The sequence below is a fragment of the Bacillus sp. P4_D3 genome (genome assembly GCF_056401855.1).
Window position 1 is genome coordinate 1 of record NZ_JBFUIN010000006.1, and the last position, 22,800, is coordinate 22,800.

25 protein-coding genes are annotated in these 22,800 nt (G+C 39.0%); 1 reads left to right on the plus strand and 24 read right to left on the minus strand.

Annotated features, from left to right (window positions below):
* Nucleotides 1-107 precede the first annotated feature (107 nt).
* Genes nuoL through nuoA form a run of 9 tightly spaced genes read right to left on the minus strand, consistent with a single transcriptional unit; the run spans nt 108 to nt 7,602 of the window.
* Nucleotides 108-1,970 carry an NADH-quinone oxidoreductase subunit L gene (gene nuoL / locus AC1DTM_RS02140; protein WP_088099719.1) on the minus strand — a complete coding sequence of 621 codons (1,863 nt, stop codon included), beginning with the start codon at nt 1,968-1,970 and terminating at the stop codon, nt 108-110.
* Between the two features lie 29 nt (nt 1,971-1,999).
* Nucleotides 2,000-2,314, minus strand: a complete 315-nt coding sequence (gene nuoK / locus AC1DTM_RS02145) for an NADH-quinone oxidoreductase subunit NuoK (RefSeq protein ID WP_000100081.1) — start codon at nt 2,312-2,314, stop codon at nt 2,000-2,002.
* Nucleotides 2,311-2,832 (minus strand): NADH-quinone oxidoreductase subunit J, encoded by a 522-nt coding sequence (locus AC1DTM_RS02150; protein WP_002159789.1) that lies wholly within the window; start codon nt 2,830-2,832, stop codon nt 2,311-2,313. Before AC1DTM_RS02150 ends, nuoK begins: the two co-directional genes overlap by 4 nt.
* Entirely contained in the window at nt 2,829-3,248 is a 420-nt protein-coding gene (gene nuoI / locus AC1DTM_RS02155; protein ID WP_000677191.1) for an NADH-quinone oxidoreductase subunit NuoI, read from the minus strand. Before nuoI ends, AC1DTM_RS02150 begins: the two co-directional genes overlap by 4 nt.
* A 25-nt stretch (nt 3,249-3,273) precedes the next feature.
* Complete coding sequence (gene nuoH / locus AC1DTM_RS02160; RefSeq protein ID WP_002144750.1) at nt 3,274-4,275, minus strand: NADH-quinone oxidoreductase subunit NuoH; 1,002 nt, start codon at nt 4,273-4,275, stop codon at nt 3,274-3,276.
* Nucleotides 4,275-5,375, minus strand: a complete 1,101-nt coding sequence (gene nuoD / locus AC1DTM_RS02165) for an NADH-quinone oxidoreductase subunit NuoD (RefSeq protein WP_070170719.1) — start codon at nt 5,373-5,375, stop codon at nt 4,275-4,277. Before nuoD ends, nuoH begins: the two co-directional genes overlap by 1 nt.
* Before the next feature lie 3 nt (nt 5,376-5,378).
* A complete protein-coding gene (locus AC1DTM_RS02170; protein WP_477000023.1) occupies nt 5,379-6,728 on the minus strand; it encodes an NADH-quinone oxidoreductase subunit C in 1,350 nt (449 codons plus the stop codon).
* A complete protein-coding gene (nuoB, locus tag AC1DTM_RS02175) occupies nt 6,725-7,243 on the minus strand; it encodes an NADH-quinone oxidoreductase subunit NuoB (protein ID WP_002113032.1) in 519 nt (172 codons plus the stop codon). Before nuoB ends, AC1DTM_RS02170 begins: the two co-directional genes overlap by 4 nt.
* Complete coding sequence (gene nuoA, locus AC1DTM_RS02180; protein WP_000179270.1) at nt 7,234-7,602, minus strand: NADH-quinone oxidoreductase subunit NuoA; 369 nt, start codon at nt 7,600-7,602, stop codon at nt 7,234-7,236. Before nuoA ends, nuoB begins: the two co-directional genes overlap by 10 nt.
* A gap of 307 nt (nt 7,603-7,909) precedes the next feature.
* On the opposite strand from nuoA, the gene AC1DTM_RS02185 reads away from it, so the two are divergent.
* On the plus strand, nt 7,910-10,639 hold the full coding sequence (locus AC1DTM_RS02185) for a putative bifunctional diguanylate cyclase/phosphodiesterase (protein WP_088099722.1): 2,730 nt from the start codon (nt 7,910-7,912) through the stop codon (nt 10,637-10,639).
* 18 nt (nt 10,640-10,657) lie between these two features.
* Here the strand turns inward: AC1DTM_RS02185 and AC1DTM_RS02190 are convergent, their stop codons facing one another.
* The 15 genes from AC1DTM_RS02190 to glyA all read right to left on the minus strand — a co-directional run bounded on the left by AC1DTM_RS02190 (nt 10,658) and on the right by glyA (nt 22,705).
* Entirely contained in the window at nt 10,658-11,311 is a 654-nt protein-coding gene (locus tag AC1DTM_RS02190; protein WP_078174948.1) for a DUF975 family protein, read from the minus strand.
* A gap of 44 nt (nt 11,312-11,355) precedes the next feature.
* Nucleotides 11,356-12,141, minus strand: coding sequence for a DUF975 family protein (locus tag AC1DTM_RS02195; RefSeq protein ID WP_002159784.1), 786 nt, complete (start codon nt 12,139-12,141; stop codon nt 11,356-11,358).
* 327 nt (nt 12,142-12,468) lie between these two features.
* Nucleotides 12,469-12,870: a F0F1 ATP synthase subunit epsilon gene (gene atpC, locus AC1DTM_RS02200; protein WP_002113040.1), complete on the minus strand. Its 402-nt coding sequence runs from the start codon at nt 12,868-12,870 to the stop codon at nt 12,469-12,471.
* A gap of 20 nt (nt 12,871-12,890) precedes the next feature.
* The gene (gene atpD, locus AC1DTM_RS02205; protein ID WP_002089736.1) at nt 12,891-14,300 is read right to left on the minus strand and encodes a F0F1 ATP synthase subunit beta; all 1,410 of its coding nucleotides are present in this window, start codon (nt 14,298-14,300) and stop codon (nt 12,891-12,893) included.
* A gap of 245 nt (nt 14,301-14,545) precedes the next feature.
* On the minus strand, nt 14,546-15,406 hold the full coding sequence (atpG, locus tag AC1DTM_RS02210) for a F0F1 ATP synthase subunit gamma (protein WP_002159783.1): 861 nt from the start codon (nt 15,404-15,406) through the stop codon (nt 14,546-14,548).
* A 324-nt stretch (nt 15,407-15,730) separates the two neighbouring features.
* Nucleotides 15,731-17,239: a F0F1 ATP synthase subunit alpha gene (gene atpA, locus AC1DTM_RS02215; protein ID WP_002113043.1), complete on the minus strand. Its 1,509-nt coding sequence runs from the start codon at nt 17,237-17,239 to the stop codon at nt 15,731-15,733.
* 11 nt (nt 17,240-17,250) lie between these two features.
* Nucleotides 17,251-17,793: a F0F1 ATP synthase subunit delta gene (gene atpH, locus AC1DTM_RS02220; protein WP_002198770.1), complete on the minus strand. Its 543-nt coding sequence runs from the start codon at nt 17,791-17,793 to the stop codon at nt 17,251-17,253.
* Nucleotides 17,790-18,296, minus strand: a complete 507-nt coding sequence (gene atpF / locus AC1DTM_RS02225) for a F0F1 ATP synthase subunit B (protein ID WP_002113045.1) — start codon at nt 18,294-18,296, stop codon at nt 17,790-17,792. The genes atpH and atpF overlap by 4 nt, the downstream gene beginning before the upstream one ends.
* Before the next feature lie 129 nt (nt 18,297-18,425).
* Complete coding sequence (atpE, locus tag AC1DTM_RS02230; protein ID WP_000052064.1) at nt 18,426-18,644, minus strand: F0F1 ATP synthase subunit C; 219 nt, start codon at nt 18,642-18,644, stop codon at nt 18,426-18,428.
* Between the two features lie 56 nt (nt 18,645-18,700).
* Nucleotides 18,701-19,420, minus strand: coding sequence for a F0F1 ATP synthase subunit A (gene atpB, locus AC1DTM_RS02235; RefSeq protein WP_002089740.1), 720 nt, complete (start codon nt 19,418-19,420; stop codon nt 18,701-18,703).
* A gap of 7 nt (nt 19,421-19,427) precedes the next feature.
* On the minus strand, nt 19,428-19,820 hold the full coding sequence (locus AC1DTM_RS02240) for an ATP synthase subunit I (RefSeq protein WP_002016288.1): 393 nt from the start codon (nt 19,818-19,820) through the stop codon (nt 19,428-19,430).
* The gene (locus AC1DTM_RS02245; protein ID WP_002089742.1) at nt 19,820-20,044 is read right to left on the minus strand and encodes an AtpZ/AtpI family protein; all 225 of its coding nucleotides are present in this window, start codon (nt 20,042-20,044) and stop codon (nt 19,820-19,822) included. Before AC1DTM_RS02245 ends, AC1DTM_RS02240 begins: the two co-directional genes overlap by 1 nt.
* A 26-nt stretch (nt 20,045-20,070) precedes the next feature.
* Entirely contained in the window at nt 20,071-20,184 is a 114-nt protein-coding gene (locus AC1DTM_RS02250; RefSeq protein ID WP_000232963.1) for a DUF4024 domain-containing protein, read from the minus strand.
* Between the two features lie 376 nt (nt 20,185-20,560).
* Entirely contained in the window at nt 20,561-21,190 is a 630-nt protein-coding gene (gene upp, locus AC1DTM_RS02255) for a uracil phosphoribosyltransferase (RefSeq protein ID WP_002113046.1), read from the minus strand.
* Between the two features lie 273 nt (nt 21,191-21,463).
* A complete protein-coding gene (glyA, locus tag AC1DTM_RS02260; RefSeq protein ID WP_002159781.1) occupies nt 21,464-22,705 on the minus strand; it encodes a serine hydroxymethyltransferase in 1,242 nt (413 codons plus the stop codon).
* Nucleotides 22,706-22,800 lie beyond the last annotated feature (95 nt).

Here is a 22,800-nt window from a genome sequence, read left to right on the forward strand (position 1 = left end):
GAATAAACCAAGCGCCTGCACTGTACGCGATTCTCGTTTCGGCGTTAATAAAAGCAAGAGAATTCCTAAAAGTGGGGAAAAAATGAAGAACGTTAATAGCAATCCATTCATCGTAAATCCCCTCCCGTATATAACAAAATAATTAGGAGCACTGCGAGCGAAACTGCTGTTACAGTTCCATACACTTGTACATTCCCGTTTTGAAGCCGTGATCCTAGGCCACTCATACCTTTAACGAATCCAGCAATTAAAACTGCGATTCCTTCTACAACGTATACTTCAAATAAGCGAAGCACATGAGCGATTCCTTTCGTAATAGGAAGCACCGTCACATTGTATAGTTCATCCACATAATATTTTTCTTTCAAAAGGTTATAAAGAGGCGTCCCTTCTCCGCCGGCCCAATCTCTAGAGATTGATTTCTTACCATATATGAAATATGCGAGGGCAATTCCCGCAAATGAAACGAGCGTCGCAACAACCATAATCCAAACAGGTCCATGCACTTCCTTCACCTTGAATCCTATATCCTTCGTCAGCCAATCCCCAAGAAACGTCCCGAACCACGGTGTATTTATATAGCCTGCCACTACCGCAAGAACACCAAGGACAATCATCGGATACGTCATGGTGCGAGGCGATTCATGCACCTCTTCCTTCGTCTTCGTTTCCCCTGTAAAGACAAGAAAGTATAGACGGAACATATAAAATGCTGTTAGAAATGCCGCAATTACTGCTAAAACGAATAGAAAGTAATTGCCATTCATCCAAGCCGCCGCTAAAATTTCATCTTTACTAAAAAATCCGGAAAGAAGAGGAACACCACTAATTGCAAGTGTGCCTATTAAAAATAGTGCACCGGTTACTTTCATCTTTTTCTGTAAACCGCCCATTTTATTAATGTTTTGCGTATGGGCTGCATGAATTACACTTCCTGCTGCCAGAAACAATAATGCTTTAAAAAAGGCGTGTGTCGTTAAGTGAAAGATACCAGCTACATAACCAGCAGAGCCTAGCGCAAGCATCATATACCCGAGCTGACTAACTGTAGAATAAGCAAGAACCCTCTTAATATCTGTTTGCACTAGACCAATAGAGGCCGCAAAGATTGCGGTGAAAGCCCCAACGATTGCCACAGTTTGCATCGCTACCGCACTTGCTGAAAATAGCGGAAACATCGTCGCTACTAAATATACGCCGGCTGCAACCATCGTTGCCGCGTGAATAAGTGCCGAAACAGGCGTCGGTCCTTCCATTGCATCTGGCAACCATGTATGAAGCGGGAACTGACCCGATTTCCCCATCGCACCGATAAAAATTAATATCGCCGTTATTGTAATCATAGAAGGAGAGAGGTCGCCCGTATGAATCGCTTTAAAAATCGCGTCATATTCAAAACTACCTGCGTGCCAAAAAATTAAAATCATCCCAACAAATAGCCCAACATCCCCAATGCGTGTCATAATAAAAGCCTTTTTCGCAGCAGCCTTCGCTTCTTCTTTAAAGAAATAAAAACCGATAAGTAAAAACGAACCAAGGCCGACTAACTCCCAAAATATATAAAGCTGTAATAAATTCGTCGATATAACTAGCCCAAGCATCGCAAATGTAAAGAGCCCTAAATATGCATAAAAGGTTGATAATCTGGCGTCACCTTTCATATAACCTTTTGAGTACACATGTACAAGAAAACTCACAAGCGTAACGATAAACAACATTAAAGCTCCTAATGCGGTAACTTCAAAACCAAATGATATATCTATATCTCCTACCCTAAGCCATACCCACTTATGCTTCACTGCCTCGGATGAAAACCGTTCTATTAGTACCACTACCGCGGATATAAAGGAGAGAAAGGTAAAGAAAATACCTAGTACACTACTTCCCTCTCTAATTTTCTTCCCGAACACAATAAGTAACAAAAACGAAACAAGCGGGAAAAGCGGTATGAGCCATGCATAATCGATCATTGTTTCCTTCCCCCTTTTCGGTCACAATGCTATCCTTTGAGCGTATCCATCTCATCTACATGAACTGTCGGGCGATTACGGTACAAAGCAATCAAAATTGCAAGACCTACCGCTGCCTCCGCTGCCGCTACAGACATCGTAAACAGCGAAAAAATTTGTCCTGTTAAATTCGGAAACAAGCCTAATTTACTAAACGCTACTAAATTTAAATTGGCCGCATTTAGCATCAATTCGATACAAACTAATACAATTACTGTATTTCGCTTTGTTAAAGCTCCAAATAAGCCGATGCAAAACAAAATAATCGCAAGTGTTAAATACGCAGAAGCTGGAACGCTACTCATGGGGAATCCTCCTCTCCCTCATCCTTCTTCGCAAGGATAATCGCTCCTACAAGTGCTACAAGTAAAAGAACTGAGGTTAACTCAAATGGAATAATATATTTTGAATAGAGAAGTGTACCGATTTGAAGTGTGTTGTTTTCATGGAGAGGTAAACTTCCTTGTGTGCTTTGATTTGAAAAATCGATACTATTAACAGCGAAATACATAACTGCTCCAAATGCTACAACCGCAAAGAAGATAATCCATTTTCGAAGAGTAAGGCGCGATTCATTTTCCGCGTTATGTTTCGTTAACATAATGCCAAAAATCATAATAATAGTGATCGCACCAGAGTAAAGTAAAATTTGTGCAACTCCGATAAATTCGGCTGATAAGAGAAAGTACAAACCCGCAATGCTAAGGAACGTAAGCACAAGGGCCAGCATCATATGCATTACTTTCGTTAAATTCAGCATAAGAACGCCGCCGATAATCGCAGACAAGGATAATATAAAGAAAGCTACAAACTCGCCATTCATGCTTTATTCTCCTTCCTGACGTTCTCGTCGTTCTCGTCAAGCCACTGCAAATTTTTAAATAAATCATCACGTGAATACTCTGCGAGTTCAAAGTTATTTGTCATTACAATCGCCTCTGTCGGGCAAACTTCTGTACATAAATCGCAAAGAATACAAATTTCAAAATTAATATCATACGTGTCGATAATTTTTCCTTTTTTTGTAGGATCAGGATGTTTTTTTCCTGTTAATTGAATGCAATCTGTCGGACAAATGTTGGAACACTGATTACAAACAATACATTTCTCTGGATAAAACTTTTGAATACCTCGAAAGCGGTCTGGTAATGGCAACGGTTGATTTGGATAATCATACGTCACCTTTTTCTTACTCAAATTACTAAGCGTATATTTTAACCCTTTAAATAGTCCTTTCATCTCTTGCTGGCACCCCCTTCATAGATTAGAAGAATAGCTCCTTAATCAATGCCGTTAAGAAAATATTTGCAAGTGCGATTGGTAATAATACTTTCCATCCAAACTCCATTAACTGGTCACCTCTTATACGCGGGAACGTAACGCGGAACCAAATCAATAGAAAGACCACACTGCTAAATTTCAAAGCAAACCATACGGCTCCTGGAATAAATCCAAGGAACATAACTGGATTCCATCCGCCTAAAAAGAGTACTGTAATTAAAGATGCCATTCCGAAAAAATATACATACTCTGAAAGCATGAAAAACGCCCAGCGAAACCCTGAGTATTCCGTATGGTATCCTGAAACAAGTTCTGACTCCGCTTCTGGTAAATCAAACGGCGTCCTATTTAACTCTGCAACTGCCGCGATTAAGAAAATGACGAAACCGATTGGCTGTGCGAAAATGTACCATACCTTCTCCTGCGCCGCTACAATTTCATTCAAGTTAAGACTACCAGCTAACAAAACGACACCAATTACACTCATCACAAGTGGAATCTCATAAGAAATCATTTGTGCCGCCGCTCGCATCCCTCCTAAAAGGGAATATTTATTATTTGATGCCCATCCCCCAGTTACGACGCCGATCGTCGTAATCCCAGAAACAGCAATGTAATACAGTAACCCTACGCCAATATCCGCGAACTGAAATTTATCAGTAAACGGGATAACCGCAAGCACCATAAATGCTGGTGCGAATGCAATAACAGGTGCTAATATAAACAACGGTTTATCAGCAGCTTTCGGAATGCTATCTTCTTTTAATAATAGTTTCAAAACATCAGCTACCGTTTGGAGTAAACCGAACCGGCCCCCAACTTGGTTTGGCCCAATCCGTCCTTGCATAAATCCCATCACTTTCCGTTCTGCCAAAATACCGTATGTAACGAAGCCAAGGACTGCAAATAATAGAAGCACCGCTAACCCGAAAAAAATGAAGAAATTCGTCCAGCTTGAAGGTGATTGTAAGAGCGTCTCAATCATTAGCCGTCAACCTCCCCAAGTACAATATCAACCCCACCTAAAATCGTAATTAAATTGGCGATATTTTCACCTTTCAATAATTTCGGTAGGATTTGCAAATTATAAAAAGACGGTCTACGAAATTTCAAACGGTACGGCTCTTTCTTTCCATCACTAGCAATATAACAGCCAATCTCTCCACGCGGTGACTCTATACGGACGAACGCTTCTCCCTTAGGTGCCTTAATAATTTTCGGGACTTTCGCCAGCACAGCGCCGTCTTTCGGGAACTGCTCGGCTGCTTGCTCAATAATTTTCAATGACTCCTCAATTTCCTCCATCCGGCAAACGTAGCGATCCCAAGCATCTCCCACGCTCCCAACAGGAACATCAAAGTCAAAACGATCATAAATAGAATACGGCTCATCTTTACGAAGATCCCATTTTACCCCCGTGCACCGTAAATTCGCTCCGCTTAAAGAATATGAAATCGCCTCTTCCGCGTTATATATACCAACGCCTTTCACACGATTTAAGAAAATTTCATTTCCGCTAACGAGATCGTGGTAACCTGCCAATTGCTCTCTCATATATGGAACAAACTCTTTCACCTTTTCAATCCAGCCGTCTGGCGCATCCCACTTCACGCCGCCAACTCTCATATAGTTAAAAGTAAGCCTTGCACCGCACAATTCAGTTAATAAATTTATAATCATCTCTCGTTCACGAAAGGCGTATAGAAACGGGCTAACCGCTCCTATATCAAGCAAGTTCGTTCCCCACCAGACGAGATGGCTCGCAACTCTCCCAAGCTCCATCGCAAGCACCCGTAAATATTCAGCACGCTCTGGAATCTCAAGATCCATCATCGTCTCTACAGCATGGCAAAGGACGTAATTATTCGTCATCGCTGATAGATAGTCCATTCGATCTGTATACGGGATAATTTGCGTATATTGTAAGCTCTCAGCGATCTTTTCTGTTCCGCGATGCAAATATCCGATAACCGGTGTAGCCTCTTTAATAATTTCCCCGTCAATCTTAATTACAAGCCGAAACACACCATGTGTACTCGGGTGCTGCGGTCCTACATTTAAGAGCATCTCTTCCGTACGGATCACAAGCTACACCTCCACATCATACGGTTCATAATCTTTCCTAAGCGGATACCCTACCCAATCATCTGGCATTAAAATGCGAGATAAATTAGGATGACCTTCAAATACAATACCGAGCAAATCATACGCTTCACGCTCCGGCCAATCTGCCCCTTTCCAAAGCGGCGTCACCGATTCTACTTGCGGCGCTTCCCTATCCAGCTTTACCTTCACTGCTACTGACTGTTTCTTTCCATATGAAAATAAATGAACATACACTTCCATATGTGTCACAAAATCCGTCGCATGTAGCTCTGACATATAATCAAAAGCAAGTCCCTCATGGGATCGTAGCAATTCCATCACTTCATAATATTTTGAAGGCTCCACCACAAGCGTTGGAACATCTTTTGAAAGCTTATTAATATAGGAATCTACTAATGCATATTCCCCTATCTTCTCCTTAACAATCTCCACATAGCGATTTAAATATGGTTGGTTAACTGATGGTTCTTCCTGCTGCGGTTCATCTTCTATCTTATTTACAGCTCCCTTTGCCCTTGCCGCAGCAGCGGCTTTCGCTTTCGCGGCTGCAATTGCCTTTGCTTTCTCATCTCCAGAATCCCCATCACCTTGCGAGGATTTCACTTTCGCCAACGCTGCCGCTTTTGCTTTTGCAGCTGCTACAGCCTTTGCCTTCGCTTTGACTTTTTCTTCGTCCGTTACTTCTTCGTTTCCTTCTCGCTTCTGCTTCGCTARTGCCGCCGCTTTTGCTTTTGCGGCTGCTGCGGCTTTCGCCTTCGCTTTGACTTTTTCTTCGTCCGTTACTTCTTCGTTTCCTTCTCGCTTCTGCTTCGCTAGTGCCGCCGCTTTTGCTTTTGCGGCTGCTGCGGCTTTCGCCTTCGCTTTGACTTTTTCTTCGTCCGTTACTTCTTCGTTTCCTTCTCGCTTCTGCTTCGCTAATGCCGCCGCTTTTGCTTTTGCGGCTGCTGCGGCTTTCGCTTTGACTTTTTCTTCGTCCGTTACTTCTTCGTTTCCTTCTCGCTTCTGCTTCGCTAATGCCGCCGCTTTTGCTTTGGCTGCTGCTGCGGCCTTCGCTTTGACCTTTTCTTCGTCCGTTACTCCTTCGTTTCCTTCTCGCTTCTGCTTCGCTAATGCCGCTGCTTTCGCTTTTGCGGCTGCTGCGGCTTTCGCCTTCGCTTCTTCTACATTAATCCCCTTATCTTTTGGTAGCGCTTTCTCTTCTTCTCGATGTTCTCCTTCAAGTTTAGACATTTCCGCCTCATGTTTCGCAGCAAGACGTTTTCGCGCTTCCTCTTTCGCATGACGGGCTGCTTCTCTTTTCATACTTTCTAAGTCTTTATTTGGATCACTCATTTATTCGTCACCTGCTTCCCGGTCCTCGCCTCGTAACGAATTTTTTCTTTTAATTTATTAATTCCATAAATTAAAGCAGCAGGATTTGGAGGGCATCCAGGAATATACACATCAACTGGTACAATTTGATCTACACCTTTCACAACAGCATACGAATTCACATACGGACCACCGGCTGTTGCACAAGACCCCATCGCAATTACCCACTTTGGTTCAGGCATTTGATCATATAAGCGCCGAACAATAGGCGCCATTTTCTTCGTTACCGTTCCTGACACAATCATGACATCCGATTGTCTTGGTGAAGTCCGAAAAAATGACCCAAATCGATCTAAATCGTAATGTGATGAGCCTACTCCCATCATTTCAATCGCACAGCATGCCAGTCCAAATGTCATCGGCCATAAAGAGTTGCTCCGCGCCCATCCCTTCAACTGTTCCAATGTAGAAAAAAAGATATTTCTTTCTAATTCCGCTCGATCCCGCGGGTGTAATTCCTCAAAATTTATAACCATTGTAACACCTTCTTTTTCCAAGCATACGCTAATCCAACTAGCAACATCACAACAAAAATGAGCATTTCAATCAGTGCAAATAAACCCAGCTTGTCATATGCAACAGCCCATGGGTATAAAAATAAAGTTTCTACATCAAAGATGACGAACAATAAAGCGAAAATATAATAACGAGCATGAAACCGAATATTTGCATCATGAAAAGGCTCAATTCCACTCTCATACGTCGTCGCTTTCGCTGCACTCGGTTTATTTGGACGCAGCATTTTTCCTAATGTAAGAGCCACTACCGGCAGCAATATACCTAATAGCAAGAAAATCAAAACGATCATATAACTATTTTCATATACACTTGCCATTGTGAAACCCTCCCCCCTGAATTAAGAACAAGTTCACATAGTAAACAATATGTCTTACTTGCATTATTTATTATTTTTAAATTTTTCTAAATAATGCAACTATTTAGTCCATTATAGCAAACTTCAAATTCCTATGTCGATATATTGGGAACAGAAACAACAATTAATACTTACTGAGCAAATCTATTTTTACAACTCATAATAAATGTGTAAAATAAATATAGAAGTTCTATATGTTTTTCAAGCAATCCTAAAAAACATAAACTACAAAAAGGTGGTTCTTATGTATATACAGTGGGTGATATAAATGAAAAAACAAACACATGTAAGTATTCTAATAAGCATTGCATTGTTGTATATAACTATTCATTACGTATCAATGCCCTTTTTATATGAATACGCACTTCCATTTCAAATATTAACTGGAATAAGTACCATATTAATTGATATTACAATTTGTAGTTATATATTTTACTTTTCCAATATGAAACAAGGGTTAGCTCGTTTATTTTGGATGATATTAACTATCGGATCTTTCTCTTATTTCATCGGCGATATAGTAGTTGCTTATCAACGCTTAATTTTGCATGACTACTATACATTCGTTGACCCATCAGACTTTTTTTACTTATTATTTTTAATTAGCTTTACATTTGCCTTTCTATATGAAATTATTTATGGCCGAGACTTATTGGAGCAGCTTTTTACGATATGTGATATTTGTATTATTGTTACAGCTCAATTTACTTTAAGCTACTATTTGCTTATTGAAAGAACCATTCATATTTTTACAACATCATATATCGACATGTTTGTTCAACTCACGTATCCCATGGCTGATTTACTCTTTCTTTTAATAGGAATCAACCTCTTATTCAGGCCATTATTCTTACTACCAAAACAAGTTGGCGCTCTTCTTGGCAGCTCTTTAATTTTGTATGCTACTACGGATGCTATTTATGCTTATATCAAATACTTCCAGCCCGAGCACTCTATGTTCACAGTTGCTCCATTATATCAAGTAACCCTAGTATTAGTAGCAATCGCTTGTATACTTCACACAAAAGAGCCTGAAAAACAAGAACAAGTATTACTAACACCTCAAGTGGGTGAATCCATCCGATTATCATTACCGTATATTTCTGTAGTGATGCTTATTGTTTTTCTATTGGTCGAAAATGTTTTTGCACCTATCGTAGTAATTGGACTTATAGTAACTTTCGCATTCGTTCTCATACGCCATACGTTAGTTCGAAGACAAAATAAAATATTATTGCTAGCACAAATGCAATTCAGCTTAGAACTCGAGAAACAAATCGAACTACGTACAGAAGATTTAGTAGAACAAAAAAATGAGTTATATCATAACCAACAAATGTTTAAATCTTTATACGAGCATCATCCAGATCCAATTTTCACATTAGATTTGTACGGTAATTTCCTCAATGTGAACAACGCTGGAACTACTTTACTCGGTTATCAAACGAATGAATTATTAAACCAACCATACTATTCACTTATGTATAAAGAAGATTTGGAAGAAATCATTAATGCCTTTCGTCACGTTAAAAAAGGGAAATCTATTTCTTTAGAAATACGGGCATATCATAAAAATAGAGATATTTACTACTTGCATGTTACAGCTGTTCCCATCTTTTTAAAGGAACATATTTCTGGGGCCTATTTAATGATTAAAGATATTACAGAAAGCAAGCATCAACAAGAACAAATTAATTTCCTAGCATATCACGATACTTTAACGGAACTTGCAAATCGCCGTTCATTTCATCAGCAGTTAGAAGAAGCACTTGCACGAGCAAAAATATCGAAAAGACCTTTTGCTGTTATGTTTCTAGACCTAGATCGCTTTAAAGTTATTAATGATACACTCGGTCACCGGGTAGGAGATCTCTTATTAATTGCAGTAGCAAAAAGGCTCGAACGAATATCAACACAGAATATGAAACTTGCTCGACTAGCTGGGGATGAGTTCACAATCCTTATCGAAAATTATCAAAAAAGGACAGATGTAAAAAGGATAGCTGATATGATTGTAGTAGCCATGAACGAACCATTCGAAATCGAAAATCAACATTTACGAATCTCACCGAGTATCGGGATTGCCATATACCCTGAAGCAGGAGAAGACCCGCTGTCTATTTTACAACATGCCGATATGGCCATGTATGAGGCAAAAAATAAAGGGAAAAATCGTAGCTCTCTTTACACGAAAGAACTATACAAGAAAATGGAACGTAAGGCTCGAATCGAAAAAGATTTGCCACTCGCTTTAGTAAACAACGAATTTTATCTCGTCTATCAACCACAAATTGATACGACAACAAATAAAATTATCGGTGCTGAAGCATTAATACGTTGGAAACATCCACTATTAGGTGACATTTCACCATGTGAGTTCATTCCAATTGTGGAAGAGACTCCGCAGGTCATCCCACTTGGACATTGGGTGCTACAAGAATCTTGTCGTCAACTAAAAATATGGCAAAGTTTTGGATACACAAACTTAAAAATGAGTGTCAATTTATCAGCGAAAGAATTTACACAAAATCAATTCATCGAAAATATTTCACGAATACTAAAGGACGTAAAGATTGACCCGAAAGATGTAACACTTGAACTAACAGAACGAATTGCGATGATTGATGAAAAGGAAACATTATCGAGACTAAAGCAATTAAAAGAATATGGTATTCAAACGTCCCTTGATGACTTCGGTACCGGCTACTCTTCTCTTGCTTATTTATCAATTTTCCCTATCGATACATTAAAGGTACCAAAAGAATTTACACAACTAGCCGATCATCGACCTGAAGAGAGAGCCATCGTTTCCACTATCCTTTCTCTTGCAAATACTTTAAATCTCTCTGTCGTTGCTGAAGGAATTGAAACAGAAAAGCAGCTTAAGTTTCTGCAAAAAAACAACTGTAAATACATGCAAGGTTACTATTTCAGTAAACCTCTAACAAGTAAACAGTTTATAAAATTTTTACAAAAAACACCCAGTATGAACCAATAGTTCACACTGGGTGTTTTTTTAAAGTGTTGGAATTTTTTTTTCGTAATATTCCTCTGCAATCTCTTCGTAAAAAGCTGCTGCCGTTGTATAAAAATATGGAATCAACCATAAAAATCCAATCCCTAATGTAATACAACTTAATATAAACCAACCAATAAAACTTAAACATAAAATGAAATACTCCATCTTATGTCCAGCCATCATACGACGACTTTCTGTAATAGCTTGATTTATTGAATACTCAGGATGATCATTTATAATAAAATACGTCATCGCATAAGAAAATGATTTAATAATGCCTGGAATAATAAATAGTAAGCACCATAAGAAAATATAAATGTTTACTACTATATATAATAAAAATGATTTTATAAACTTACTTCCTGCTGTAAACCATCTGAATATATGCCCAATACGCGCTTCTTTTTCACGAATTATATGTAGCGCTAAACAATACCCCCCTAGCGTTAAAGGCCCCAACAGCAATATTGTAATAACCTCTATTGAAAGTGAGCTATTCACTTCTTTCCACTCCCAAACCTGAGAGAGAATGAACTGAATACTAAAACTAAAAACTGAAGTAAGAATCGAAATAAGTAATGTTGCCCCAACAGCTAAGCCCCATTTTCCTTCTAGTGAATCTAGCGCTTCTCCTTTTAAATCACTAATCATAATTAGCCTCCTATACGTAACAATTCCATTAGTATAGCATGTTCCTACTGCAATTCACCTTTTGCAATATAGCGATAAAAATGTGCTGTCGTTGTACCTACATATGGACTAAGCCAAAGAAACCCTATTCCAAGAGTAAGAATCGCTAAAATAGCCCACCCTATGAAGCTAAGCCATAGAAGAAATAAATCTAGTTTATGTCCCTTCATAAGATTCTTACTTTCTTTCATCGCCTGTGAAACGCTATAATCTGGATTTTCAATCATCACATAATACGTCATCGCATAAGAAAAATACATTACAATCATGCCGACAATTGAAATAGCTAATAATACGAAGAAAGCAATTGCAAACGACGTATTCCCTTCTTCACCCAAAAACGCGAATAAACCTAGTAACAACATCGGAATCCATGTACCTGTATATAACAAAATCGCAAGCATTGCCCACATTGTTTTCATCATTCTTTTAAAGCCGCGAAATCCTTCAAATAAATAATCTACTCTAGCATCTTCTCGTTTACTAATTTGTAGCAACACATTCGTATAACCGTACGATGTAATACCATAAGATGCATTACTCAAAATGATCATTATGCAATAAAAGATCCCAAATGTAACACCTGCTCCGATTGATATTGTTTCCTCTTCAAGTGAGCCTGTTAAACCAGCAAATAAGAAAAATATAATAAGTCCTGGAATTAAAAGTATGAGCATTGCGGCCATTGAAACAACATAACTTAAAATAAAATATAAAATCGTTGATCCAACACCTAGTCCCCATTTTCCCTTTAAAGAGTGCAACGCTTCTCGTTTCATTTCACCGATCATTGATTCATCTCCTTTATGAAATATAAATTGTTGTACATTCTCTACTTATACAAACATCAATATAATTATACCGATTTTTCAAATTTATTCCATCCATTAAATTCAGTTCCAGTTTCGACATTTAAATAAAACACAGCTATGCATAACAAATAACTAACCTGCAGTTCTTTTTATTTCTTGATTTTCACCTGGCATGGGGCAGAAAAAAGCCCTGACCGCTTCTATACATGGCTAGATGCTCTCTCCTACCTAAAAAAAGGCGTTTTTTCCTCTTTTAATTTATATCCATAACAAAAAAACCGTAAAGGCAAAGCCTTTACGGTTTTTTTACTTCATATCAGAAACGTTTAAACGGTTCACAGCACGCTGTAATGCCATTTCTGCACGTCTAAAGTCAACATGTGCTTGTTTCTCTTGCATACGTTGCTCAGCGCGACGTTTCGATTCATTTGCACGATGGATGTCGATATGGTTTGCTTCTTCAGCAGATGATGATAATACAGTTACTTTATCTGGACGAACTTCGATAAAGCCACCGCTTACTGCTACATAATCAGTGTGCCCATCATGTTTCAGACGAACTGCACTAATTTTTAACGGTGCAACAGTTGGAATGTGACCTGGTAAGATCCCCATTTCCCCACTCTCTGCTTTTACACTTACCATTTCTACTTCTTTTTCGTAAACCGGTCCATCAGGAGTTACAATACTGACTGGAAATGTCTTCATAATTCGTCCCTCCTAAGGCCTTACGCCATCATTTTCTTCGCGTTTTCAATAACATCTTCAATGCTACCAACAAGACGGAATGCATCTTCTGGAAGGTCATCATATTTTCCTTCTAGAATTTCTTTGAAACCACTAACTGTATTTTTTACAGGTACGTAAGAACCTTTTTGACCTGTAAACTGCTCAGCTACGTGGAAGTTTTGAGATAAGAAGAATTGAATACGACGAGCACGATGTACAACTAACTTATCTTCTTCAGATAACTCATCCATACCTAAGATAGCGATGATATCTTGAAGCTCTTTATAACGTTGTAAAGTTTGCTGTACTTGACGAGCTACTCCATAATGCTCTTCTCCTACGATTTCTGGAGAAAGTGCACGAGATGTAGATGCTAATGGATCTACGGCTGGGTAAATACCCATTTGTGTTAAACGACGCTCTAAGTTTGTTGTTGCATCTAAGTGAGCGAACGTTGTAGCTGGTGCTGGATCCGTATAGTCATCGGCTGGTACATATACCGCTTGGATAGACGTGATAGATCCTTTATTTGTAGATGTAATACGCTCTTGTAATTGACCCATTTCTGTTGCAAGTGTTGGTTGGTAACCTACCGCAGATGGCATACGACCAAGAAGGGCAGATACTTCAGAACCTGCTTGCGTGAAACGGAAGATGTTATCGATGAACAATAGTACGTCTTGTCCTTGCTCATCACGGAAATGTTCAGCCATTGTTAAGCCTGTTAATGCAACACGTTGACGTGCTCCAGGTGGCTCGTTCATTTGTCCGAATACCATCGCAGTTTTCTTAATTACGCCAGAATCGCTCATTTCGTGGTATAAGTCATTACCCTCACGAGTACGCTCACCTACACCAGCGAATACAGAGATACCACCGTGTTCTTGTGCGATGTTGTTAATTAATTCCTGAATTAATACTGTTTTACCTACACCGGCACCACCGAATAGACCGATCTTACCACCCTTAATGTAAGGGGCAAGTAAATCTACTACTTTAATACCAGTTTCAAGAATTTCTACTTTAGTAGATAACTCTTCGAATGCAGGCGCTTGACGGTGAATTGGATCACGACGTACATCGGCAGGAACTTCACCATCTAAGTCAATTGCATCACCTAATACGTTAAATACACGACCAAGTGTTGCATCACCAACTGGTACAGAGATTGCTTTACCAGTATCTTCTACTTCTGTGCCACGAACAAGTCCATCTGTGGAAGACATCGCAACTGTACGAACTGTGTCATCACCTAAATGAAGTGCAACTTCAAATGTTAAGTTAATGCTTGCTCCGTTTTCGTTGCTTTGTTTTACCGTAAGGGCGTTGTAGATTTCTGGTAGCTTTCCGCCATCAAACTTAACGTCTACAACCGGACCCATGATTTGCGTAACGCGCCCTTTATTCATCGGGTTCCCTCCTAGCTTTCTTTTAATTAGCCAGCTTTCTAAGAGAAGTCGGCTTTTAATTTTTATTAGTTTATAGCTTACGCGACTCTCCTGTTTTGGACGAGCCGCCTACGCTTTTTATTGAATCTAGCTCCAGCGGTTAGAATGTTCGGTGGCTTCGCTTTTTCCTGCGAGGCACAAATCGCCTCTATGTCAAAAGCTCCATTCCCCTCTCATTCTGAACGAACCGCCTACGCTTTTTATTACTATTCTAACGCTGCTACTCCACCAACGATTTCCGTAATTTCTTGCGTAATCGCTGCTTGACGTGCACGGTTGAATGAAAGTGTAAGTGAATCGATAACTTCCATTGCGTTGTCTGTAGCACTCTTCATTGCTGTCATACGCGCCGCGTGCTCACTTGCTTTACCGTCTAGTAATGCACCGTACACTAAGCTTTCTGCGTATTGTGGCAATAATACTTTTAAAATTTCTTCTTCAGAAGGTTCGAATTCATAAGCTGTCGTCGGTTTGTCAGACGCCACATCCGTAAGCGGTAAAATTTTATTCTCCGTTACTTCTTGTGAAATTTTACTTACATAATGATTGTAGTAAATGTACAGCTCATCATAAGCACCATCTGCGAACATCGCAATTGCTCGAGAAGCAATATCTTTAATATCAATAAATGATGGGTGGTCAGATAATCCAACTACTTCATCAATGATGTTAAAGCCGCGACGTTTTAAATAATCACGTCCTAGTCGTCCAAGCACAATAATTGAATATTGGTTTGAATCCATATTATGACGTTCACGAATTACGTTACTTACTGTACGTAATACGTTACTGTTATAACCACCTGCTAGTCCGCGATCAGATGTAATAACGATGTATCCTGTACGCTTTACAGGACGCGCATTTAGCATTGGATGATTAATCCCTTTACTTCCTTGCGCAATGCTCGCTACTACTTCTTGAATCTTTTCCATATACGGAACGAAAGATTTAGCATTTTGCTCTGCACGGTTTAACTTAGATGCAGATACCATCTCCATCGCTTTCGTAATTTGACTCGTTTTCTTTGTCGAGTTAATCTTCGCTTTTATATCGCGTAAAGATGCCACAGGTTTTCACCACCTTTTTTCCGGAAGTTGGCACGATTAGTAAGAATCCTCTTCCTAATCTACGTTGCAAGATATTCTTGCTCATGATTGAAGGAAAAGAATAGGTGCACCTACTCTTTTCCTTTACATAACCGTCAGCAATCTCAAAAGCTGAGATGCCTTTATATGATCTAGCTAAGCCACAGTCGACTTCACTTTTATTTATCTAGCTCCAGCGGCTTGAATGCTCGGTGGCTTCACTTCTTCCTACGAGGCAAAAACCGCCTCTTCGTCAGAAGCTCCATCCCCCTCACATTCAGGACGAGCCGCTTCCGCTTTTATTTATTATTCAGAAGCTACGAATACTTTTTTAAATCCGTTAATTGCTGCTGCAAATTTGTCGTCATCCGCAAGTTTCTTAGTTGTGCGAATTTCGCTTAATAAGTCAGCTGCATTTGAATCTAACCAAGCATGGAATTCTTCTTCGAAACGAGTGATATCTACTACTGGGATATCATCTAGGAATCCACGTGTTAAAGCATAAAGAATGATAACTTGTTTCTCTACACGTAACGGTTTGTGTAATCCTTGTTTTAATACCTCAACTGTACGAGCACCACGGTTTAATTTCGCTTGTGTTGCTTTATCAAGGTCAGAACCGAACTGAGCGAACGCTTCTAACTCTCGGTAAGATGCAAGGTCAAGACGAAGTGTACCTGATACTTTACTCATTGCTTTAATCTGAGCAGATCCACCTACACGAGATACAGAAGTACCCGCATCGATCGCTGGACGTACGCCAGAGAAGAATAGGTCAGATTGTAAGAAGATTTGTCCATCCGTAATAGAGATTACGTTGGTTGGGATGTAAGCTGATACGTCCCCTGCTTGTGTTTCGATGAAAGGTAGTGCAGTTAAAGAACCGCCGCCTCTTGCATCACTTAATTTTGCTGCACGCTCTAATAAACGAGAATGTAAGTAGAATACATCCCCTGGATATGCTTCACGACCTGGAGGACGACGTAATAGTAATGAAAGCTCACGGTAAGCCGCTGCTTGTTTAGATAAGTCATCATATACTACTAATACGTGTTTACCATTGTACATAAACTCTTCACCCATTGTTACACCAGCATAAGCAGCTAGGTATAATAATGGAGCTGGTTGAGAAGCTGATGCAGTTACAACGATTGTGTAATCTAATGCACCGTGCTTACGTAGTGTTTCTACTACGTTACGTACAGTTGATTCTTTTTGTCCGATAGCTACATAGATACAAACCATATCTTCATCTTTTTGGTTAATGATTGTATCAAGTGCAACTGCTGTTTTACCTGTTTGACGGTCACCGATGATTAACTCACGTTGACCACGGCCAATTGGTACAAGAGCATCGATCGCTTTAATACCTGTTTGAAGTGGCTCATGAACAGATTTACGATCCATTACACCTGGTGCTGGACTTTCGATTGGACGAGTGTTTGTTGTATTGATTGGGCCTAAACCATCAACTGGTTGACCTAATGGGTTTACAACACGACCGATTAGTTCTTTTCCTACTGGTACTTGCATGATGCGACCAGTACGACGAACTTCGTCACCTTCACGGATTTCTGTGTAAGGTCCTAAAATAATGATACCTACGTTGTTTTCCTCTAAGTTTTGTGCTAGTCCCATAACGCCGTTAGAGAACTCTACAAGTTCACCAGCCATAACGTTATCAAGACCATGAGCACGCGCAATACCGTCACCAACTTGGATAACTGTACCAACATCACTAACTTCGATTTCAGACTGATAGTTCTCGATTTGTTGCTTTATCAGTGCGCTAATTTCTTCAGCTCTGATGCTCATGTGCTTCACCCCTATCTATTCTTCATTAATTCACGCTGAATACGTGCTAATTTTCCTTGTAAGCTTCCGTCGTAAATGCGATTTCCAATACGTACTTTAATGCCGCCTAGTAAATCTTCATCTACAACATTTTTCACGCGAATTGCATCTTTTCCTGTTTTTTTTGCAAATGCTTCTGCAACGTTAAGTTTTTCTTCTTCTGATAGAAGACGAATAGAATATACAGTTGCATCCGCTACGTTACGTTCTTCATTAGCAAGAACAACATATTCATCTGCAATTTCAGGTAGAATATCAATACGCTTGTTATCAATTAAAATATATAACGTATTTAAAATAGATTCAGAAACAGATGCGAATACGTTTGCAAGAAACGTTTTCTTCTGCTCTTTTGAAATGTTCGGTTGCGTTAAAAAGCTATGTAGTTCTCCGTTCTTTACATAAACGTTTTGTACAAGGCGTAATTCCTCTTCAAACATTTCTAATACGTGTTTTTCTTTTGCAATTTTGAAAAGAGCGACAGCATAACGTTTTGCTACAATCCCATTGCTCATCGCGCTTCTCCTACTTCTTTAATATAATCGCGAATTAACTTCACTTGATCTTCTTCTTTTAACTCTTTTTCAATTACTTTAGAAGCAATTTGAACAGATAAAGAAGCGACTTGTTCTTGTAAAGCAGCAATCGCTTGCTCTTTTTCGCGTTGAATTTCTTGTACAGCAGATGTTTTAATTGATTCTGCTTCTTCTTTCGCAGCAGCAACAATAACATCTTTTTGATCCACAGCTTGTTTTTTCGCTCTTTCGATTAACTCTTGTGCTTCAACACGCGATTGTTTTAACATTTCACGTTGTTCTTCTACTAACTTCTTCGCTTCAGTGTTACTTCTTTCTGCAGCGTCGATTTCATTAGTAACATGCTCTTCACGTTCTTTCATAATTCCCATTAAAGGACCCCACGCAAATTTGCGTAGCATTACTAATAGAAGTAAGAAAATGAACAATGTATAAGCAATCGTTCCAAATGGAATGGAAGCACCTAATAATAAAGTTGGCACAAGGATTCACTCCCTTCAAAATATCTAAATTGATCCTATGAAAAAAAAAGACATACATTTCGTTCATAAAGCAATGGCGAAGAAAGTTCGGAAAAACACTCTTCGCCATCTATGTAAGGGGAGTCTCCCTTATTTGTTCATTACGATGAAAGCAATAACTACACCGATAATTGGAAGTGCCTCAACTAATGCAACCCCGATGAACATAATTGTTTGAAGTGCGCCTTTTAATTCTGGTTGACGAGCAACACCTTCGATTGTACGTGATACGATAAGACCGTTACCAATACCTGCACCTAATGCTGATAAACCAATTGCAATTGCAGCTGCGATTACACCTAAACTCATTTAATTTGTCCTCCTTTGTATTATAAAAAAATAAATTTTTTCTTACTTAAATTATATTAATGGTCATGGCTTACTTTATGAGCCATATAAACCATCGTTAACATTACGAAAATAAATGACTGGATTGATCCAACGAATACACTGAATCCCATCCATGCTAACATCGGTACAAGTGCACCTAATGCTCCAAGGAATGATGCTCCGCCTAACTTAGCAAGTAATCCTAATAAGATTTCACCTGCATAAATGTTACCAAACAAACGAAGACCTAACGTTAATGTGTTAGCAAACTCCTCAATAACCTTTAATGGGAATAAGAATTTCATAGGTTGGAAATAACCTTTAGCATATTCTTTCGTACCCTTCATCTTAATTCCATAATAATGGGTGAGGGTAACTACCATCACGGCTAATGTTAATGCAACTGCTGGATCAGACGTTGGTGATCTCCACCATGCAATATGTTCGCCAGCCTCAACTGTTGAATACATGAATGGTAAACCAAGGAAGTTCGATACGATGATAAACATGATAAGCGTAACGCCAAGCGTTAAGAAACGTCCACCTGTTTTCCAGTCCATCGTACTATTGATAATCCCTTTCACGAAGTCAAACACCCATTCCATGAAATTTTGCATTCCGGTTGGGCGAAGCGCTAAGCTGCGAGTTCCGATAACAGCGATTAAGAAAACAATAACTGCTGCTACAGTAACCATCATAACTGATGACAAATCGAACGTTAAACCTAGAAATTCAACTAATTTACCGTGTTCCACTAGTAATTCACCTCTCTTCCCTGCTCGTATACTCTAAATAAAGAAAATCTATGATCATGACAAGGTATCCTGTCAGCAATCCTACACCTAAGCCCCACATCGCAATTAACTCTTGATATTTGGCTGCAAATAAAATTAATAACCCAATCGTGGCGAATCTTGAATATGTACTTACCGCTGTCGCCTTAAACTTCACGTTTTCTCCATTTGTTACGCGATCTAATAGCTTGTCTGTTCTACGTGCAATGATGCGCAAACTAAGAAAACTGAAAATCGTTCCGATAATCAGCCCAAGAAATACATCCTTGTAAGAGGTAATTCCCCATCCTAGCACTAGAAGCGCAAGCAAGTAGTACATATATTTCTTTTGTCTTTGGACAAGTCCATGTACGTCTATCATCATTGCTCTCCCGAATAGTAATGTTGAATGAGTCGAATCATTGCGTATACCCCTGTTCCTAACCCGAGTAATAACCCTATAATAAGAAACAACGGAAACGTTCCAACCTTATTATCAATCCATTGCCCACCAAAGATTCCAATAAGAATAGAACCAACTAACTGAGCAAGTATTCCTGACATTAAAGCATACGCTTTTATATGGCTGCGATCGTTTTTTTGCAAGGATTCATCCCTCCAATATGTAACCCTCATTCACGATGTGTTAATAATAACTCATTTTTCTGCATAAATTCTATACAAAATAAAAAGTTTACATTTTCGTCACGGAATAGATGCATTTTTGTCACTGAAAGCCCTACCATCTATCCCCGTTGTTAGCATACAATAGGGTATTAACAGTGTCAACGAGAAATCGTAAAAAATCAAAAAATTTGAGTATTAGGCATTTCCTCCCAAAAATGAAAACGTTCCCCTTCTAAATACTGGTTAGAGATATGCAATTTCTAACAGATCTCTCTTTATAATAGAAGAAAATGTTCACAAGTTTGTCACTATTATATTTTTAAGATATAGCGCTTTCCTTCCATAATATAGTGTTCTCTAGACGTAAGACTTCTATATTATATGTGATGTGTATATAACTTATGTTGTATATACCCTGTATATTTATCTCCCCCTCCCCCGTGCGCTGAGGGCGAAAAAAAAAACGAGAGGGGAATCCCCCTCTCGTCTGTTGTCTTACTTCGTTCCGAATAAACGGTCACCAGCATCACCAAGACCTGGAACTACATAACCATGGTCATTTAACTTCTCATCTAATGCTGCTATATAAATATCAACATCAGGATGCTCTTCCTGTACTACTTTTACTCCTTCTGGAGCAGCTACGATACACATTAATTTAATGTGCTTTGCACCGCGCTTTTTCAGAGAATTAATTGCTTCAGCCGCAGAACCACCTGTTGCTAGCATTGGGTCTAGTACGATAAAGTCACGCTCTTCTACATCCGTTGGAAGTTTCACATAGTATTCTACCGGTTGCAATGTTTCAGGGTCACGGTATAAACCAACGTGTCCTACTTTTGCTGCTGGAATTAATTTCAGAATTCCATCAACCATTCCTAAACCTGCACGTAAAATCGGAATTAAACCAAGTTTTTTACCAGCGATCACTTTTGTTGTCGCTTTGCTTACAGGCGTTTCAATTTCAATGTCTTTAAGTGGAAGGTCACGAGTAATCTCGAAAGCCATTAAGCTTGCTACTTCGTCCACTAATTCACGAAAATCTTTCGTACCTGTATTCTTATCGCGAATATATGTAATCTTATGTTGAATTAACGGGTGATCAAATACATACAGTTTTCCCATGTGAATCTCTCCTTTAGATGATATTCATGCGTTTACACGCTTTTTTACACTATTTACGATTGTAAAGAAAACGCTACTAATATTCAAGGGCAAATTTGGTAAAATCATGATTTTGCGATGAATCTATCTAGTATCTTTACCAATTATGGGAGCTGTATCCTTCATTATATCGCCAAAATTTATTCATCATTTGTATACATACTTTAAAAGCAATATATGTCCACAAAAAAAGACTACTAAAACAATTACGTTTCAGCAGTCTTTTTTAATCTATTATAGATTTGTATACATTGGGAATTTGCTCGTTAACGCTTCTACACGTTTGCGCGCTTCTTCTAGTTCAGCTTCATTCTCATGATTTTTTAATGTATGAGCAATAATTGCTGCAATCTCATCCATTTCTTCTGAACCGAAACCACGAGATGTTACCGCTGCTGTACCGATACGTACGCCGCTTGTTACAAATGGGCTTGCTGTTTCAAATGGAATCGTATTTTTATTCACTGTAATACCAACTTCATCTAATACGTGCTCTGCTACTTTACCTGTAATTTCTAAGTTACGAACATCAATTAAGATTAAATGATTGTCTGTTCCACCAGAAACAAGTGTAAGTCCTTCTTTTTGAAGGCCTTCAGCTAAACGATTCGCATTATTAATGATATTTTGTGCATATGTTTTAAAATCATCTTGTAGTGTCTCACCAAATGCAACAGCTTTTGCAGCAATTACATGCATAAGCGGGCCACCTTGAATACCAGGGAAGATTGATTTATCAATTTGTTTTGCAAATTGTTCTTCACATAAAATCATACCACCACGTGGGCCGCGTAATGTTTTATGTGTTGTTGTTGTAACGAAATGTGCATGCGGTACTGGATTTGGATGTAAACCAGCTGCTACTAAACCAGCGATATGTGCCATATCAACCATTAAGTATGCTCCCACTTCATCTGCAATCTCACGGAATCGTTTGAAATCGATAACACGAGGATATGCACTTGCACCTGCAACGATTAATTTTGGTTTATGTTCTTTCGCTTTTGCTAATACATCATCGTAATTAATACGATGAGATTCAGCATCCACGCCATATTCTACGAAATTATATTGTACTCCACTGAAGTTAACAGGGCTTCCGTGTGTTAAGTGACCACCATGAGATAAATTCATACCAAGTACTGTATCGCCTTGCTCTAAAATCGTGAAGTATACTGCCATGTTCGCTTGTGCACCAGAATGTGGTTGAACATTTACATGCTCTGCGCCAAAAATTTCTTTCGCGCGATCACGTGCGATATCTTCTACTACGTCTACGTGTTCACAACCACCATAGTAACGTTTTCCAGGATATCCTTCAGCATACTTATTCGTTAAAACAGAACCTTGCGCCTCCATTACTGCTTCACTTACGAAATTTTCCGAAGCAATTAACTCAATCTTTGAACGCTGTCTTCCTAGTTCTGCCTCAATTGCAGCAAATACCTTTTCATCTTGACGTTTTAAATGATTCACCAAAATCCCCCTTTTCTGAACGAATTACATCAATTCCCAATAGTTTTTTCTCATTTATTCAGAAAAAACGAAAATTCAGGTTGTAATTCTTTCGA

Bases quoted from the DNA above. Each gene is read 5' to 3' on its own strand.
- nuoK (WP_000100081.1), bottom strand. From the start codon at position 2,314: ATGAGTAGCGTTCCAGCTTCTGCGTATTTAACACTTGCGATTATTTTG.
- AC1DTM_RS02240 (WP_002016288.1), bottom strand. From the start codon at position 19,820: ATGATAGACGTACATGGACTTGTCCAAAGACAAAAGAAATATATGTAC.
- nuoH (WP_002144750.1), bottom strand. From the start codon at position 4,275: ATGATTGAGACGCTCTTACAATCACCTTCAAGCTGGACGAATTTCTTC.
- atpE (WP_000052064.1), bottom strand. From the start codon at position 18,644: ATGAGTTTAGGTGTAATCGCAGCTGCAATTGCAATTGGTTTATCAGCA.
- upp (WP_002113046.1), bottom strand. From the start codon at position 21,190: ATGGGAAAACTGTATGTATTTGATCACCCGTTAATTCAACATAAGATT.
- nuoA (WP_000179270.1), bottom strand. From the start codon at position 7,602: ATGGCAAGTGTATATGAAAATAGTTATATGATCGTTTTGATTTTCTTG.
- atpC (WP_002113040.1), bottom strand. From the start codon at position 12,870: ATGAAGACATTTCCAGTCAGTATTGTAACTCCTGATGGACCGGTTTAC.
- AC1DTM_RS02150 (WP_002159789.1), bottom strand. From the start codon at position 2,832: ATGAATGGCGAGTTTGTAGCTTTCTTTATATTATCCTTGTCTGCGATT.
- nuoL (WP_088099719.1), bottom strand. From the start codon at position 1,970: ATGATCGATTATGCATGGCTCATACCGCTTTTCCCGCTTGTTTCGTTT.
- AC1DTM_RS02195 (WP_002159784.1), bottom strand. From the start codon at position 12,141: ATGATCGGTGAAATGAAACGAGAAGCGTTGCACTCTTTAAAGGGAAAA.
- nuoB (WP_002113032.1), bottom strand. From the start codon at position 7,243: ATGGTTATAAATTTTGAGGAATTACACCCGCGGGATCGAGCGGAATTA.
- AC1DTM_RS02190 (WP_078174948.1), bottom strand. From the start codon at position 11,311: ATGATTAGTGATTTAAAAGGAGAAGCGCTAGATTCACTAGAAGGAAAA.
- AC1DTM_RS02185 (WP_088099722.1), top strand. From the start codon at position 7,910: ATGAAAAAACAAACACATGTAAGTATTCTAATAAGCATTGCATTGTTG.
- nuoI (WP_000677191.1), bottom strand. From the start codon at position 3,248: ATGAAAGGACTATTTAAAGGGTTAAAATATACGCTTAGTAATTTGAGT.
- atpH (WP_002198770.1), bottom strand. From the start codon at position 17,793: ATGAGCAATGGGATTGTAGCAAAACGTTATGCTGTCGCTCTTTTCAAA.
- AC1DTM_RS02250 (WP_000232963.1), bottom strand. From the start codon at position 20,184: ATGGTAGGGCTTTCAGTGACAAAAATGCATCTATTCCGTGACGAAAAT.
- atpD (WP_002089736.1), bottom strand. From the start codon at position 14,300: ATGAATAAAGGGCGCGTTACGCAAATCATGGGTCCGGTTGTAGACGTT.
- atpA (WP_002113043.1), bottom strand. From the start codon at position 17,239: ATGAGCATCAGAGCTGAAGAAATTAGCGCACTGATAAAGCAACAAATC.